Consider the following 16,269-nt stretch of genomic DNA (forward strand, 5'->3'; position numbering starts at 1 on the left):
GGGCGCGCTCCCCGGCCCTGTCGGGAGGGCGGGGAGCGCGGGGTCGCGGGGGCGGGGCCCGTTGGGCGGCGGGTGGGCGCGTGGGCCGCGGGGCGGGTGCGGGGCGGCGTGAGCGCCTCAGTGCTCGGCCGGTCGCGCGTGCGTCGGCGGCCCGTCGCGTGGTGGAGGGTGGCGCCCCGGCGCCTACTGGTCGTCGCCCGCTCCTTGGGGGCGTACGCGTCCCGGCGTACGTGCGGTGCTCATGTACGTACGCCTCGCGCGGCAGCCGCGCTCGGCGCGCTCACCGGGCCCGGGAGTCGCCGTGCGGCGGGCGATCACTGACCGATCGCCGGCCGATCGCTGACCATCGCCGGCCGATCGTCGGGCGGTCGGCGGGCGTCGACTCGCGGTCACTTGAGGTCAACGCTCGGTCGCTCGGCCCCAGTCTCCGGTCGCACGGCGGCAACCCGCGGTCATTCAGCGGCAGCCGCGCTCACCGGGCGCCCGTAGGTCGCGGGCGTCTGCCCGCCTCCGGCGCGCCGGGCGTCGGCGTGGGTTGGCCGTCACACCCGGAGGTGGTCCACCGGCTGGCGGGTATGCGCCTCGATGTCCTCCGCGGCGTTGTGGAGCAACTGGTGGCTGAGGTCGGAGAAGGCCCGGGCGGCGGCCAGTTCGTCGCCGATCGCGGGGACGTTGGCATCGGTCACCTTGCAGATGGCGCTGCCGTAGCCCACCAGCGAACCGCTGTTCTCCCCGCGCAGCCTGGCCTCCGCGGTCACCTCGCGGCCGACCTCGGTGATGGTGATCTCGGTGGTCCACTTCTTCGTGCCAGTCACGGGAGGCTCCTCACACACAGCACGTCGCTTTACCCCCTATCTCCCCATGCTGGCACCGCTCCCGGACCCCCGCACGCGGGGCCGCGAACCCCGCCGGACGCCCCTGCGCCACCCGCGCCCGGGTCCGCCGGCCGCCGCCGGCTTCCGCCACGCCCGTCACCGGCCGCCGCCCCGCCCGGAGCCTTCGCCCCGTCGCCCGGCGGACCAGCCGTCGCCCGCCTCGCCCGCCTCGCCCGCCCGTGACCCCGGCCCGTTCCCCGGTCCGGTGAACGGGCGGTGACCGGCACAACTCCCGTGGGCGAGCGGTCCGTGGCCGGCGCCGGGAGGGGTGATCCACGTGCGGAGATGGGCGTCGCGCGTTGCCGTCGCGTTCACGCACAGGCCACCCCCGCTGCCAACGATCCAACGTGACGGCGGTGACCGGTCCCCACACCGGCCAGCCCGTCGCCCGTACGTCCGCACCGCAGGTCCGCACCGCACGCACCGCACCGCACGTCCGCACCGCTTCCGCGCATCGAATCGGGGAGAGCGCGCATGTCCCGTATCGCCCGGTCCCGTATCCGCTCCGCCGCCGGCGCCGCCACCTCGGCGGTCGCCGCGGTCAACCGCCGCACCCTGCTGACCGCGGCCGGGGGCACCGGCGCCGCCGTCGGGCTCGGCCTCGCCTTCGGGCCGCACTCCGGGTCCGCCACCGCCTCCCCGTCCCCGGCGCCGCCCGTGCCGGGCGTCGAGCGCCGCGCCGCCCCCGCGCCCGCCGCCCCGGCGCGACCCTCGGCCGCGGGCACCACGCTGCACAGCGTCGCCACCCCGCGCGGCACCGGCGCCTACCGGCGGCTGGGCGACGGACCCGGCTGGGCCCGCACGGTGCGCGGCGAGTTGGCCGCCGCCAAGGCCGGACGCGCCGGCCGGCGCACCACGCTCGCCTCCTTCGTCCAACTCACCGACCTGCACCTGACCGACGTGCAGCACCCGCTGCGGTACGAGTTCCTGCGCTCGGGCCGGGTCAGCGCCTGGCGCCCGCACGAGGCGCTGACCGTCGTCGGCGCCGTCTCGCTCGTCGAGCGGGTCAACGCGCTGCGGTACGGCCCGGCGACCGGCGCCCCGCTGTCCTTCGCGATGACCACCGGCGACAACACCGACAACAACGCGAAGGTCGAGCTGGACTGGTTCCTGACCGCCATGAGCGGCGGCCGGATCACCCCCAACACCGGTGACCCGCGCCGCTACGAGGGCGTCCAGGACAGCGGGCTGCGCGAGTTCTGGCACCCGGACAGCGCGCTGCGCGACGCCGACAAGAAGCTCGGCTTCCCCCGCGTCGACGGCTTCCTGCGGGCCGCGCTGCGCGACGTCAACAGCCCCGGGCTGCGCATGCCCTGGTACTCCACCATCGGCAACCACGACGACCTCAACGGCGGCTCCTACGCCTTCGGCGGCAGCTTCCTCGCCGACTTCGCCACCGGGCGACGCAAGATCCAACTCATCCCCGCCGCCGACGCGAAGAAGCTCGCCGAGGCCGAGAAGGCGGGCGCCGACCCCACCGGCAAGCGGATGCGGGAACTGCTGCGCACGCACGCGAAGGGGCTGCGCACCGTCACCCCCGACGAGCGGCGCGCGCCCTTCACGCCCCGCGAGTACCTGGCCGCCCACCTCGACCCGCGGTACGCCGGCGCCGGCCCGATCGGCCACGGCTACACCCGCGCCAACCTGGAGGCGGGCACCCTCTACTACACGTTCCGCATCTCCGCCGACGTCATCGGCGTCAGCCTGGACTCCACCGACCCGGGCGGCCACTACACCGGCTCCGTCGGCACCGCCCAACTGCGCTGGCTGGAGCGGACCCTGAAGGCGCACCGCGACGAGCACGTCATCGTCTTCAGCCACCACTACAGCCGCAGCATGAAGAACATGAACCGCGACCCGGCCCGGCCGAAGGAGGCCCGGCACAGCGGCGCGGAGCTGGTGGCCCTCTTCCAGCGCCACCCGCAGGTGGTCGCCTGGATCAACGGGCACAGCCACAAGAACGAGATCACCCCGCGCAAGACGTTCTGGGAGATCACCACCGCGTCCCACGTCGACTTCCCCCAACTGGCCCGCGTCATCGAGCTGGTGGACAACCGGGACGGCACCCTGTCGCTGTTCACCACCCTCATCGAGTCCGCCGCCCCGTACCGCGCCGACCACACCGACCTCTCCCAGACCGGCCTGGCCGCCCTCTACCGCGAGCTGTCCTTCAACGCCCCGGGCCGCAGCACCGCGCTCGCCGGCGACCCGCACGACCGCAACACCGAACTGCTGCTGCGCAAGCGGTAGGTGAAGCACCGCGCCGGGGCGGGCGAGCCGGTGGCGCCCCGGCGGGGGCGCGCGGGCCGTGTGATCCGGCGCACGGCGCCGCCCAGTTGATCAACCCGCCCAGCTCGCCCGACGTCATGTCCTCACGACAGCGAGAACACGAGTAGGGCGACGCGCGGTGACGCGCGGAGAAGAGGGTGATCGCGGATGCGGGCACGGGCGATACGGACCGTCGTGGTGGGAGCGACCGCGGTCGCCGCGCTGGGGGCCGCCGTGCTGACGGCGCCCGTCGCGGGCGCGACCGACGGCAGCCGCGGCGACGCGGCGCGGGACACCGGGCACGCGGCGACGCGGGCCGCCCTTGAGGCGCAGGTCGACGAGGCCGGTGTGCCCGGGGCGCTGGCGCAGGCACGCGACGAGCGCGGGGTGTGGAACGGCGACGCGGGCGTGGCGAACCTGCGGACGGGCAAGCCGCGCGGCGAGCACGACCGGTACCGGATCGCCAGCATCACCAAGACGTTCACGGCGACCGTGCTGCTCCAGTTGCAGGCCGAGGGGAAGGTCGACCTGGACGCGTCCGTCGACACCTACCTGCCGGGCGTCGTGCGCGGCAACGGCCACGACGGCCGCGCGATCACGGTCCGCCAACTCCTCAACCACACCAGCGGGATCTTCAACTACACCGCCGACGCGGACTTCGGCAAGACCTACCTGGGCGTGGGCTTCCTCAAGCACCGCTACGACACGCTCACGCCGCGCGAGGCCATCGCCATCGCCATGCGCCACCAGCCCGACTTCGAGCCCGGGACCGGCTGGAGCTACTCCAACACCAACTACATGCTGGCCGGCCTGATCATCGAGAAGGTGACCGGCACCCCGTACGCCACGCAGGTCAGGCAGCGCATCATCAAGCCGCTTGGGCTGCGCTCCACCACCCTGCCCGGCACCAGGGCGGGCATCCCGGGGCCGCACGGGCGCGGCTACAGCAAGTTCCCCGACGACCCGCATGGCAAGATCCACGACACCACCCTGCTCAACCCCTCCTGGGGCTGGGCGGCCGGCGAGGCCATCTCCACCTCCGCCGACCTCAACCGCTTCTACGCCGCCCTCCTCCAGGGCAGGCTGCTGCCCCGCGCCGCGCTGGCCGAGATGAAGACCACGGTGCCGATCGGCGACGACGTGCCGCTGCGATACGGGCTCGGCGTGGCCGAGCTGCGCCTGTCCTGCGACACCACGGTCTGGGGCCACGACGGCGGCATCCCCGGCTCGTCCTCGTACGCCTTCTCCAGCGAGGACGCCCGCCACCAGATCGCGCTGAACCTCAACGCCGACTGGACGGGCCAGGGCATGGCCGTGGTCGACGCGGAGTTCTGCGGCACCACCGACACCGACACCGACACCGCCGCCACCGACGCCGCGACCGAAGGCGCCACCCGCGCCGACGCCGCGCACGGGGCCACCCCGAAGGGGAGCGAGCTCCCCGTACGCACCGTCGAGCAGGGCCGGCACGGCAGCCTGGCACCGCGGGTCAACGCGGCAGGATGACGACGGAGGCGGCGGGCTCGCGGTCGACGGACGCCATCAGCGCGGTCCGTACGATCGCGGCCTGCCGCTCCAGGCCGCCCCGCAACCGCCGCGCGGTGACCTGGATGGCCGTGATGCCAAGGCCCGCCAAGTGCTCGCGGCGGTGTGCGTCGCGTGGCCAGGGGGCGCGCCCGTCCGCCTGCGGCTCGCGCGCCACCAGCTCAACGGCCACGGCCTGCCGCGGCCAGTAGGCGTCGACGCCGGCCAGGTACGCGCCGCCGGGCAGGCACAGCCCCACGTTCCACAGCGGCTCCGGTAGCCGGTACTCGCGCACCATCCGGTAGAGCAGCCCCTCGGCGACCGTGCGGCCCTCCGCCATCAGGCCCTCGATCGCGCCCGCCACCTGCGGCTGGTCCAGCAGGCGGGCCAGGGCCAACTCCCGTACCAGGGCGCCCGCCTCGCAGTGCTTGCCGCGCACCGCCTCCACCAGCACCGCGCGCACCTCGTCGGCGCTGCGCAGGCTGCCGACGAGGTCCGCGAGCGCGCGCGGCACCGGGGCCACCGGCAGGCCGGCGACGTGCTGCGGGCGGGGGAGCGCGGCCGTGCGCAGCAGGTGGACGAAGGCCGTCGAGCGCGGTCGCCACGCGTGGTCCACCAGGACGTCGATGCGGTCGAGGCCGGCCAGCGGCGGCAGCGTGGTGAACCCGTGCAGCGCGAGCGCCGCAGCCCCGGTCACCACGGCCGGCGGGCGCGGCCCAGGCCCCGCGCCCGGTGGCGCCGCGTACAGCAGCGCGGCCTCCGCCCGCTCCTCGCCGCTGGGTCGGCCCGGATGCAACAGGTAGACGCCCGGCAGGAGTTGCTGCCAGGGGCCACCGGCCCGGCCGCGCTCGGCGACCAGGGCCGGCGGCACCCCGTGCTCCCGCAACTGGCGCTCCGTCAGGACGCGGCGCTGGGTGGCGGACAGGTGGCCGAGGGGGCGAGGCGAGGCGGCGTCGCGCGGGGCGGTGAAGTCAGCAGTCATGCCCCGCAGGTTCCCGCGCCCACGGCGGCGGGTCAGCGCCGTGACAGAACTGACGGAGAATTGGTACAACACTGCACCAAAGCGCAAAAGTTCGAGCATCGCTGACATATTCGGACGGCCATGGCGGGGGACACCGTACGAACCCCGTCCGCCCCGCCCCGCCGGCCCGCCAGCCGCCGCAGGCCGCGCCCGCCACCCGCCGCCCGCCATAGGCGAGCATCCGCCACGGCGACGACCCGCCACGGCGACCCTCCACCACACGCCGCAGGGCCGGCCGGGGAAAGATCCCCGACCGGCCCCGGCCGACCAGCGGCGGCGCGCCGCGCGCGGCTACGGCACCCGCGCCACCCGCTCCGCCCCCGTCACGCGCGCCGCGCTCAGGCGGCGTCGCAGGACTGGGCGCGCACCGCGCGCGCCAGGTCGTCGCGGCCCTCGGCGACCAGCCGGCGCAGGGCCGGGGCGGCGTCCGGGTGCTCGGTCAGCCAGCCCTCGACGGCGTCCAGCGTGGCCTGGTCGCCCTGCTGCATCGGGAACAGGCCCGTCACGATGGACATGCCGATCTCGATGGACCGCTCCTGCCACACCCGTTCCAGGGCCGCCAGGTACCGGGGCGCGAACGGGGCGAGCAGCGCGCGCTGGTGCGACTGCCCGAAGCCCGCGATGGTGGCCTCCACCAGCGCGTTGGACAGCTCGTCGCGCTCCACGACCGACGTCCACGCCGCGGCCTTGACCTCGGCCGACGGGCGCGCGGTCAGGCAGCGCACCTGGTGCCGCTTGCCGGACGCGGTGTCGTCGCGGGCCAGCTCGGCGTCGATGCGCTCCGCGTCGGCGGCGCCGTGCGCGGCGAGCTGGGCCAGGAACGTCCAGCGCAGCTCCTGGTCCACGTCCAGGCCGTCGATCTTCGCGTTGCCGGCGAGCAGGCCGTCCAGGAGTTGGAGGTCGGCCTCGGCGGAGGCGGCGCCGGCGAAGAAGCGGGCCCAGGCCAGTTGGTGACCGCTGCCCGGCTCCGCCTGCCGCAGCTCGCGCAGCGCGCCCTGGGCCAGCGCCTGCCCGGCGGTCTCGCGCGAGGCGGGGGCCGTGTAGTGGGCCAGCGCCGAGCCGGCCCACGACTGCACCATCTGCAACACGCCGATGTCGGTCTCGGTGCCGGCGAACGACTCGACCAGGGCGAGGAAGTCGCGGGCCGGCATGAGCGCGTCCCGGGTCAGGTTCCACAGCGCGGACCAGCACAGGGCGCGCGCCATGGGGTCGGTCAGCTCGCCGAGGTGCCCGCGCAGGGTGGCGAGCGAACCCTCGTCGAAGCGGATCTTGCAGTACGTCAGGTCCTCGTCGTTGACCAGGATCAGGTCGGGTCGCTCCAGGCCGGCCAGCTCGCTGACGACGGTGCGCGGGCCCGCCACGTCCACCTCGGCCCGCGCGTACCGGGTCAGGGCGCCGTCCGCGCGCCGGTAGAGGCCGACGGCCACGCGGTGCGGGCGCAGCGTCGGGTGCGCGTCGGCGGCCTCCTGGACCACGGCCAGCTCGGTGATCGTGCCGTGGGCGTCGTAGGTGGCCTGCGGGGTGAGCGCGTTGACGCCGGTGGTCTGGAGCCAGGCCGCGGACCAGGCGGCCATGTCCCGGCCCGAGGTCTCGTGCAGCACCGAGAGCAGGTCGCCCAGGGTGGTGTTGCCGTAGGCGTGGCGCTTGAAGTAGCGGCGGGCGCCTTCGAGGAACGCCTCCTCGCCCACGTAGGCGACCAGTTGCTTGAGCACCGAGGCGCCCTTGGCGTACGTGATGCCGTCGAAGTTGAGCTTGGCGTCCTCCAGGTCCCGGATGTCGGCGGTGACCGGGTGCGTGGAGGAGAGCTGGTCGGCCCGGTAGGCCCAGCTCTTGCGGCGGTTGGCGAAGGTGATCCAGCCGTCGGTGAAGCGGGTGGCGCCGACCAGCGCGTAGGCGCCCATGAAGTCGGCGAAGGACTCCTTGAGCCACAGGTCGTCCCACCACTCCATGGTGACCAGGTCGCCGAACCACATGTGGGCCATCTCGTGCAGCAGGGTGTTGCTGCGGGCCTCGTACGACGCCTGGGTGACCCTGCCGCGGAAGATGTACTCCTCGCGGAAGGTGACACAGCCCGGGTTCTCCATCGCGCCGATGTTGTACTCGGGCACGAACGCCTGGTCGTACTTGCCGAACGGGTACGGGAAGTCGAACCGCTCGTGGAAGAAGTCGAGCCCCTGCTTGGTGACGGTGAAGATGTCGTCCGCGTCGAAGTGCCGGGCCAGGCCCTTGCGGCAGAGCGCGCCCAGCGGGATCTCCAGCGTGCTGCCGTCGGGCAGGACGCGGCTGTAGTGGTCGCGCTCGTAGTGGTACGGGCCGGCGACGACGGCGGTGATGTACGTGGAGATCGGCTTGGTCGGTACGAAGCGGGTGTGCGTGCCGCCCCCTTCGGCCGGCGTGCTCTCGCCGTCCCGGTCGCCGTTGCTGAGCACCGTCCACCCCTCGGGCGCGGTCACCGCGAAGGTGAAGGGTGCCTTCAGGTCCGGCTGCTCGAAGTTGGCGAAGACCCGGCGCGAGTCGGCCGGCTCGAAGTGCGTGTAGAGGTAGACCTCGCCGTCCTCGGGGTCCACGAAGCGGTGCAGGCCCTGCCCGGTCTTGCTGTACGCGCAGCGCGCGTCCACGGTCAGCGTGTTCTCGGCGGCCAGGCCGGTCAGCGCGATCCGGGAGCCGTCGTAGACCTCGGCCACGTCCAGCGCGCGCCCGTTCAGGGTGAGGGAGGTGATCGAGGGGGCGAGCAGGTCCGCGAACGATTCGGCGCCCTCGGTGGCGCAGCGGAACCGGATGGTGGTGACCGAACGGAAGGTGCGCGGCCCGTCGCCCTCCTGGGCGCCGACGGCGCTGCGCACGTCGAGCGCGATGTCATACGCGTCCACGGTGAGCAGGTCGGCCCGGGTACGGGCCTCTTCACGGGTCAGGTTCTCACCGGGCACGACGGGACTCCCTCGTCTTCGTCTCATGTGTAGGTCAGCAGGAATCATTTCATGCGTGATGCACAGAGGTGATAAAGGGAGGGAATGGAAGCTGGTGACGCGCGGGGGGCGCGCCACGGCGGTCCCGTGGACGGGTGCGGCGGGACCCGTGGGACGTGTGGGAGGGTCGGGCACGACAGGGCCCCCACGCGCGTCGATCGCGTGGGGGCCCTGCCTTTTTCCGCCCGCCTACGTGAAGGGTGAGAAGACGATCACGTCAGCAGGAGGTCGGGGGCGGCCGGCGCGCGTCAGCCGGCGGCGTGCCGCCCGCGCTTCCGCCTCGGCCGCGGTTCAGGGGGCGAGCAGCAGGTTGCCGGCCCGCTCGGTGGCGGAGCGGTAGCGCTTGGCCACGTCCTGCCAGTTGACGACCTGCCACATCGCCTCGATGAAGTCCACCTTCTGGTTCTTGTACTGCAGGTAGAAGGCGTGCTCCCAGGCGTCGAAGACCAGGATGGGCACCGAGCCCTGGCCGACGTTGCCCTGGTGGTCGTAGACCTGCTCGACCACGAGCCGGCCGCTGACCGGCTCGTACGCCAGCACGCCCCAGCCCGAACCCTGGGTGGTGGCCGCCGCCTTGGTCAGGTGGGCCTTGAACTTCGCGAAGGAGCCGAAGGACTCGGTGATGGCGTCGGCCAGGTCGCCCACGCCGTCCTTGTCCAGCGGCTCGCCGCCGCCCTCACCGGTCATGTTGTGCCAGTAGATGCTGTGCAGGATGTGCCCGGACAAGTGGAAGGCCAGATTCTTCTCCAGGCCGTTGATCGCGCCCCACTGGTCCTTGTCCCGCGCCTCCGCGAGCTGCTCCACGGTGTCGTTGGCGCCCTTGACGTAGGCGGCGTGGTGCTTGTCGTGGTGCAGTTCGATGATCTCGGGGCTGATCACCGGTGCCAGCGCCGAGTAGTCGTACGGAAGTTCAGGAAGTGTGTAGATGGCCATGCCGAGCCCTCCGACTGCTTATTGCAATTAACTTGCAGGTGCACGCTACCAGCAAGACCATTTCACGCCACGGACCGGCGTTGACCTGGTCCAAAAGACGGAGGCGGGATGGTCCCCCGGTCTGAGGGGCCGTCCCGCCTCCGGCGTACGCCGCCACCTCGTCAGGCGGGGCCGCACAACGCGCCGGCGCCGTCCGGGCCCGCTGCGAGCGGGCCGGGACGGCGCCGGGGTGGATCAGTCGAAAGAGTGCCGCGCTAGCTGTTCGGCGCGTCCTTGGGCGCCTCGCCGGTGCCGTCACCGGAGCGGTCAGGAGTGCCGGGGGCGCCAGTGGTGCTGACGGGGTCGTCGTGGTCGGCCTTGGCGGCGGCCACCACGGCGGCGGCGTTCACGCCCCCGGCCTGGCCCGCCGCGCGCTGCCGGACGTAGCCGATGATGGCGAAGACCACCGCGAGCCCGGCGGTGAAGAAGAGCTGCGTCCGGGTGTCGTCCTCGCGGAGCATCAGCAGCAGCACGCCGACCGTGCCGACCAGCGCCACCCAGGTCAGGTACGGGAAGAGCCACATGCGCACGATGAGCTTGTCCGGCGCCTCGCGCTCCAACTGGCGCCGCATGCGCAGTTGGGCCGCGGCGATGAAGCCCCACACCACGAGCACGGCCGCGCCGACCATGTTCAGCAGCCACTTGAAGATCGTCTCGGGCCACCAGTAGTTGAACAGCACCGCCAGGAAGCCGAACGCGGCCGAGGCGACCACCGCGCGGCGCGGCACCCGGTTGCTGACCGTCTTCAGGAAGCGCGGCCCCTGGTCGCGCGCGACCAGCGAGAACGCCATGCGCGAGGCGCCGTAGATGTTGGCGTTCATCGCCGAGAGCAGCGCGATCAGCACGATGACGTTCATCGTGTCGCCGGCCGCCGGGATGTCGATGTGGTTCAGCACCGCCACGTACGGGCCGTCGTTGACCACCGCCATGTCGTCCCACGGGATGAGCGTGACGATGACCAGCATCGAGCCGACGTAGAAGAGGCCGATCCGCCACATCGCGGTGCGCACGGCCTTGGCGACGCCCTTGCGGGGGTGCTCGGACTCGGCGGCGGCGATGGTGACCGTCTCCAGGCCACCGAAGGCGAACACCGAGGCCAGCAAGCCGACGACCAGGCCGTCCACGCCGTTGGGCAGGAAGCCGCCGTCGCCGGTGAGGTTGTCGGTGCCCGGCGCGTCGGTGCCGGGCAGCGCGCCCATGATGGCCAGGACGCCGAGGATCAGGAAGGCGGCGATCGCGGCGACCTTGAGGGCGGCGAACCAGAACTCGAACTCGCCGAAGTTGCTCACCGCCGCCAGGTTGGTGCCGGTGAACACCACCATGAACAGGGCGACCCACATCCAGGACTCGGTGTCCGGGAACCAGCCCACCATGATGTCGGCGGCGCCGATGGCCTCCGCGGCCACCGCCACGCACAGCAGCATCCAGAACATCCAGCCGGCGGTGAACCCGGCCCAGGGGCCGAGCGAGCGCTCGGCGTGCACCGAGAACGAGCCGGACGCCGGATTGGCCGCGGCCATCTCGCCCAGCATCCGCATGACCAGCATCACCAGCAGGCCCGAGGCGGCGTACGCCAGGACGATGGCCGGCCCCGCCGCGCGGATGCCGGCGCCGGAGCCCACGAACAGGCCCGCACCGATGACGCCACCCAGCGCGATCATCGACAGATGTCGCTGCTTGAGACCGTGGCCAAGATTGACACTGTCGGTCGCGGCGGCTTCGTTGCCGTCCGTTACCTCTTTGGTTGGCTCGCGCTCCGATGCGGGGAACGCGGGGGTCCGCTTCATGGTGATAAAGGTCCAGTCCGTGAGAGCCCTGACGTGCGCATGAAGCTGCCAGTGTGGGGCCGGTGTCCGCTCAGGACAACAGTTCGGACAGCCCTGTCCGATATGCAGACGGCATCGTTACGTTCCGTGCCCGACCGATCGTCAGGTTGGCGGCACTTCGGCCGCTTCGCGCCGCTTGACCACTTCTCGTACCCCCGCGACGGCCAGCACGGCGGCGGTCGCGCCGGCCGACCACAGCAACTGCGGGCGGGCGCCGTCGTCGGTCAGCATGAGCACCAGGACGCCGGCCATCGCGACCAGAGCCGCCCACGTCAGCCACGGGAAGGCCCACATGCGCAGCGGCAGCGCGGCCACCGCGGCCGGGTCCATCCGCGAGCGCAGCCGAAGCTGCGACGCGGCGATCAGGGCCCAGACGAAGAGCAGCACCGCGCCGACGGCGTTCAGCAGGTACTGGAAGATGGAATCCGGCCACTTCAGGTTGAGCAGCACCGAGACGAAACCGAAGGCCACCGACGCGAACACCGCCCGCCGCGGCACGCCGCCGGACCCCACCCGCAGCAGCGCCCGTGGCGCCTCGCCGCGCTCCGCGAGGGAGAAGATCATCCGCGAGGAGCCGTAGAGGTTGGCGTTGAGCGCCGACAGCAGCGCCACGAACACCACGATGTTCATGATCTGCCCGGCCGCCGGCACGCCGATGTGGTCGAGCACCGCCACGTACGGGCTCTTTCCCGGGGCCATGTCCGTCCACGGCAGCACGGTCACGATGACCAGCATCGAGCCGATGTAGAAGAAGACGATGCGCCACACCGCGCTGCGCACCGCCCGGCCCACCGCGCGCGCCGGGTCGTCCGACTCGGCCGCCGCGATCGTCACCACCTCGAGGCCGCCGAAGGCGAAGACCACCGCGAGCACCCCGGAGATCACGCCGCCCCACCCCTCCGGCAGGAAGCCGCCCTGCCCGGTCAGGTTGGTCAGGCCCACCGCGTCGGTGTCCGGCAGCACCCCGAGGATGGCCAGCAGCCCGAGCACCAGGAACAGCACGATCGCGCCCACCTTGAGGGCGGCGAACCAGAACTCGAACTCCCCGAAGTTGCGCACCGCCGCCAGGTTGGCGGCCGTGAAGACCACCATGAACAGCAGCACCCACGCCCACTGCGGCACCTCCGGCACCCAGCCGTGCGCGATGCCCGCCGCCCCCGTCGCCTCCACCGCCAACACGACGACCAGCAGGAACCAGTACAGCCACCCCACCGAGAAGCCGGCCCAGCGGCCGAGGGCGCGCTCGGCGTGCACCGAGAAGGCGCCCGAGGCGGGCATCGCCGCCGACATCTCGCCCAGCATCCGCATCACCAGCATGGCGAGGGCGCCCGCGAGCAGGTAGGAGAGCACGATGCCCGGCCCCGCCACCGCGATGCCCGCGCCCGAGCCGACGAACAGGCCCGCGCCGATCACCCCGCCGAGCCCGAGCATCGTCATGTGGCGCTGCTTGAGCCCACCGGCCAGCGGTTCTTCCGTACCGGCCGCGCCGGACGTGGGTGTGTCGTGCATCGCGCTCGTACTCTCGTATTGGTGGGAGCCCACAGTCTCGCCGTCGCATGCGAGGAACCGCAAAACGATCCATCCGCCGCCCGCCGCTTCGTGATGAGCATCACGCGACCAGCCGAAACGGCGAACGCGCAGCGTGCCGCGGGACCACGGGCCGAGTGTCGTATCCGCCAGGAGTCGGCCCGCGGCTTTGTACCGGGTACACGGTGGGCGGGTGGTATGGGCTGGGTTAACGTCGCTGTGGCCGCGCCGCTTCGGCCATCCGCACCGTCCTGACTCTTCTCGGGGAGAAACGTTGAGCACTGTTTCCACCGCCGCCCGGCCCGGCTCGGTCCTGGCCGACCTGCTGCACGCCTCGTCCGACGGCCGCGCCCGCGTCCGGGACGCCACCCTGGTCGTCGGCGGCGCCGCGCTGACCGGCGTCGCCGCGCAGATAGCCGTCCCCGTGCCGGGCTCGCCGGTGCCGGTCACCGGCCAGACCTTCGCCGCGCTGCTCGTCGGCGCGTCCCTCGGCGCGGGCCGCGGCCTGCTCTCGCTGCTGGTGTACGCCCTGGTCGGGATGGCCGGCATGCCGTGGTTCGCGGAGGGCGAGTCGGGCGCCGCCGCCCCCTCCTTCGGCTACGTCATCGGCATGATGCTCGCGGCCACCGCGGTCGGCGCGCTGGCCCGGCGCGGCGGCGACCGTGGCATGGTCCGCACGGTGGGCACCATGGCCGTCGGCTCCGCGATCATCTACGCGATCGGCGTGCCCTACCTGGCGCTGGCCACGAACATGTCGCTGACCGACGCGGTCGCCGCCGGCCTCACCCCGTTCCTGCTCGGCGACGCGCTCAAGGTGGCCCTGGCCATGGGCCTGCTCCCCACCGCCTGGCGACTCCTGGACCGCCGCTCCTGACCTCCGCGCCGGGCCCGCCCCCTCGGGGCCGGGCCCGGACCACACGCCAGCGCCCCACCAGCCCAGTCGGGCGGGTGGGGCGCTGGCGTGTCAGAGGGCCGCCGCCGGGCGGCCCGGCCCGGTCAGGCGCGCTGCTCGGGCACCTCGGGGGCCTTGGCCGCCTCCGGCGCGTCGGCCGGCCCGGCCGCCGCCGCGAGCGCGACGCGTCCCCGCCTGCGGTCCAGGACCAGGCTGGTGACCAGCACCAACGCGCCCACCACGAGCGAGAGCACCATCATCTCGCGGCCCTCGTCGTCGTAGAGCATGTAGCCGAGGATGAAGATGATCAGCGCGATCGTGGCGTACGTCAGGTACGGGTAGAGCCACATCCGCACCGTGTGCCGCTCGGGCATCTCGCGCTCGATGATCGGGCGCATCCGCAACTGCGAGAAGCAGATCACCATCCACACGAACAGGGCCACCGCGCCGGAGGAGTTCAGCAGGAACTCGAAGACCGTGTCCGGCGAGGTGTAGTTGAAGATCACGGCGACGAAGCCGAAGGCCACCGAGGACCAGATCGCTGCGGCCGGCACGCCCCGCTTGTTCACCCGTGCGAACGACGCGGGCGCGTCACCGCGCTGGCCGAGCGAGAAGGCCATCCGGGAGGCCGTGTACAGGCCCGAGTTCAGACAGGACAGCACGGCCGTCACCACGATCACGTCCATGATCGTCCCGGCGTGGGCGATGCCGATCTCGTTCAGCGCGGCGACGTAGGGGCCGTCGTCAAGGAGGGCCTGCGAGTTCCACGGCAGCAGCATCACCACGAGCAGGATCGAGCCCAGGTAGAAGATGCCGATCCGCCAGATCACGCTGTTGGTCGCCCGGCTGACCATCTTCGCCGGCTCCGCGGACTCGCCCGCGGCCAGCGTGACGATCTCGCTGCCCATGAAGGAGAAGACGACCAGGAGCATGCCCGAGAGGATGGTGCCGGGGCCGTTGGGCAGGAAGCCGCCGTCACCGGTCAGGTGCGAGGTGCCCACCGCCTCGGTGTCCGGCAGCACGCCGAAGACCGCGAGCCCGGCGATGACGATGAACGCGGCGATCGCCACGACCTTGATCCCGGCGAACCAGAACTCGAACTCGCCGTACGAGCCGACCGAGGCCAGGTTCGTCGCGGTCAGCACGACCATCACGAGCAGCGCCCAAGCCCACTGCGGGATCGGGGACACCCACTCGGTGAGGATCGCCGCCGCCGCGGTCGCCTCCACGGCGAGCACCACGACCCAGAAGAACCAGTACAGCCAGCCGATCGTGAACCCGGCCCAGCGCCCGAGCGCCCGGTCCGCGTAGGCCGAGAACGACCCCGAGGTCGGGTCGGCCGCCGCCATCTCGCCGAGCATCCGCATCACGAGGACGACCAGCAGGCCGGCGATGGCGTAGGAGACGAGGATGCCGGGGCCGGCCTTGGCGATGCCGGCGCCGGAGCCCACGAACAGGCCGGCGCCGATCACGCCGCCAATGGCGATCATCGACAGATGGCGGTTCTTCAGGCCGGCCTTGAGGCCATCGCCGGACGCGTCACCGGGTGCCCCGGGTGCGTCCTTGGCCCCGTCGACCCTGACGGGGGGCGGCTGCGTACTCATGCACGATCCTTAGCTTTGGTGGTGCGCTGTGCGGCTCCGGCATTCAAACTCAGGGTGAAGCCGAGCGGAAGAAGCGATTCCAAATCGTTGCGCACGGAAATTCGGTGTTCAGGACCCGTCCGCGCCTACCCGTCACCGCTCGTGCCACACTCAGCACATGCGCGTGTACCTCGGCTCCGACCATGCCGGCTATGAACTCAAGAACCACCTCGTGGAGTGGCTCACCGCGGGCGGCCACGAGCCCGTCGACTGCGGCCCGCACATCTACGACGCCCAGGACGACTACCCGCCGTTCTGCCTGCGCGCCGCCGAGCGCGCCGTCGCCGACGAGGGCAGCCTCGGCATCGTGATCGGCGGCTCCGGCAACGGCGAGCAGATCGCCGCGAACAAGGTCAAGGGCGCGCGCGCCGCGCTGGCCTGGAGCGAGGAGACCGCCCGCCTCGGCCGCGAGCACAACAACGCCAACGTGCTCAGCGTCGGCGCCCGGATGCACACCCTGGACGAGGCCACCAGCTTCGTCGCGGCCTTCCTGGACACGCCGTACTCGGGCGAGGAGCGGCACACTCGCCGCATCGACATGCTCTCGTCGTACGAGCTGACCGGCACCCTGCCCGCCATCCCGGCCCACCACCCGCAGCCCTGACGCGCGGCGGGTCGTAGCGCCCCGCGCCCGGCCCGGCGACGCACCGCCCCGCCCGGCCGGCCGCGGGGCGCCCACCCATCCCGATCCGTGGGGCCCCGCACCCGGCCCCCGACCAAGCGCGGCCCGGGCCGGGCGGCGAAGCGCCGCCACC

The 16,269-nt window shown here is 72.7% G+C and carries 11 protein-coding genes; 4 read left to right on the top strand and 7 right to left on the bottom strand.

Annotation, left to right across the window (positions count from 1 at the left end; translation table 11 throughout):
• Nucleotides 1-542 precede the first annotated feature (542 nt).
• Complete coding sequence (locus tag AC3CHW_RS24505) at nt 543-815, bottom strand: DUF1876 domain-containing protein (protein ID WP_176161622.1); 273 nt, start codon at nt 813-815, stop codon at nt 543-545.
• Between the two features lie 534 nt (nt 816-1,349).
• Between AC3CHW_RS24505 and AC3CHW_RS24510 the strand changes: the two genes are divergently transcribed.
• Both AC3CHW_RS24510 and AC3CHW_RS24515 read left to right on the top strand, forming a co-directional pair.
• Complete coding sequence (locus AC3CHW_RS24510) at nt 1,350-3,125, top strand: TIGR03767 family metallophosphoesterase (protein ID WP_488467923.1); 1,776 nt, start codon at nt 1,350-1,352, stop codon at nt 3,123-3,125.
• 216 nt (nt 3,126-3,341) lie between these two features.
• Complete coding sequence (locus AC3CHW_RS24515; RefSeq protein WP_488471157.1) at nt 3,342-4,649, top strand: serine hydrolase domain-containing protein; 1,308 nt, start codon at nt 3,342-3,344, stop codon at nt 4,647-4,649.
• Here AC3CHW_RS24515 and AC3CHW_RS24520 read toward each other — a convergent pair.
• The 5 genes from AC3CHW_RS24520 to AC3CHW_RS24540 form a co-directional block, all read right to left on the bottom strand.
• Complete coding sequence (locus tag AC3CHW_RS24520) at nt 4,633-5,649, bottom strand: hypothetical protein (protein ID WP_488467924.1); 1,017 nt, start codon at nt 5,647-5,649, stop codon at nt 4,633-4,635. The genes AC3CHW_RS24515 and AC3CHW_RS24520 overlap by 17 nt on opposite strands.
• 377 nt (nt 5,650-6,026) lie before the next feature.
• On the bottom strand, nt 6,027-8,615 hold the full coding sequence (gene pepN / locus AC3CHW_RS24525; protein WP_488467925.1) for an aminopeptidase N: 2,589 nt from the start codon (nt 8,613-8,615) through the stop codon (nt 6,027-6,029).
• Between the two features lie 330 nt (nt 8,616-8,945).
• Nucleotides 8,946-9,587: a superoxide dismutase gene (locus AC3CHW_RS24530; RefSeq protein WP_176161617.1), complete on the bottom strand. Its 642-nt coding sequence runs from the start codon at nt 9,585-9,587 to the stop codon at nt 8,946-8,948.
• Nucleotides 9,588-9,841: 254 nt separating this feature from the next.
• A complete protein-coding gene (locus AC3CHW_RS24535) occupies nt 9,842-11,413 on the bottom strand; it encodes an amino acid permease (protein WP_398607259.1) in 1,572 nt (523 codons plus the stop codon).
• Between the two features lie 141 nt (nt 11,414-11,554).
• Nucleotides 11,555-12,961, bottom strand: a complete 1,407-nt coding sequence (locus AC3CHW_RS24540; protein ID WP_488467926.1) for an amino acid permease — start codon at nt 12,959-12,961, stop codon at nt 11,555-11,557.
• A 292-nt stretch (nt 12,962-13,253) separates the two neighbouring features.
• On the opposite strand from AC3CHW_RS24540, the gene AC3CHW_RS24545 reads away from it, so the two are divergent.
• Nucleotides 13,254-13,853 carry a biotin transporter BioY gene (locus tag AC3CHW_RS24545; protein ID WP_488467927.1) on the top strand — a complete coding sequence of 200 codons (600 nt, stop codon included), beginning with the start codon at nt 13,254-13,256 and terminating at the stop codon, nt 13,851-13,853.
• A 122-nt stretch (nt 13,854-13,975) separates the two neighbouring features.
• On the opposite strand, the gene AC3CHW_RS24550 is transcribed toward AC3CHW_RS24545, so the two are convergent.
• A complete protein-coding gene (locus AC3CHW_RS24550; protein WP_398607257.1) occupies nt 13,976-15,475 on the bottom strand; it encodes an amino acid permease in 1,500 nt (499 codons plus the stop codon).
• A 157-nt stretch (nt 15,476-15,632) separates the two neighbouring features.
• Here AC3CHW_RS24550 and AC3CHW_RS24555 point away from each other — a divergent pair, with 157 nt between their 5' ends.
• Nucleotides 15,633-16,118: a ribose-5-phosphate isomerase gene (locus tag AC3CHW_RS24555; RefSeq protein WP_398607256.1), complete on the top strand. Its 486-nt coding sequence runs from the start codon at nt 15,633-15,635 to the stop codon at nt 16,116-16,118.
• The last annotated feature ends 151 nt before the right edge of the window (nt 16,119-16,269 follow it).

The organism is Streptomyces sp. MGP-BFMKR1, from assembly GCF_057766585.1.

Excerpts from the sequence above, each read along its gene's own strand:
- AC3CHW_RS24510 (WP_488467923.1), top strand. The coding sequence starts at position 1,350 with ATGTCCCGTATCGCCCGGTCCCGTATCCGCTCCGCCGCCGGCGCCGCC.
- AC3CHW_RS24520 (WP_488467924.1), bottom strand. The coding sequence starts at position 5,649 with ATGACTGCTGACTTCACCGCCCCGCGCGACGCCGCCTCGCCTCGCCCC.
- AC3CHW_RS24530 (WP_176161617.1), bottom strand. The coding sequence starts at position 9,587 with ATGGCCATCTACACACTTCCTGAACTTCCGTACGACTACTCGGCGCTG.
- AC3CHW_RS24535 (WP_398607259.1), bottom strand. The coding sequence starts at position 11,413 with ATGAAGCGGACCCCCGCGTTCCCCGCATCGGAGCGCGAGCCAACCAAA.
- AC3CHW_RS24540 (WP_488467926.1), bottom strand. The coding sequence starts at position 12,961 with ATGCACGACACACCCACGTCCGGCGCGGCCGGTACGGAAGAACCGCTG.
- AC3CHW_RS24550 (WP_398607257.1), bottom strand. The coding sequence starts at position 15,475 with ATGAGTACGCAGCCGCCCCCCGTCAGGGTCGACGGGGCCAAGGACGCA.
- AC3CHW_RS24555 (WP_398607256.1), top strand. The coding sequence starts at position 15,633 with ATGCGCGTGTACCTCGGCTCCGACCATGCCGGCTATGAACTCAAGAAC.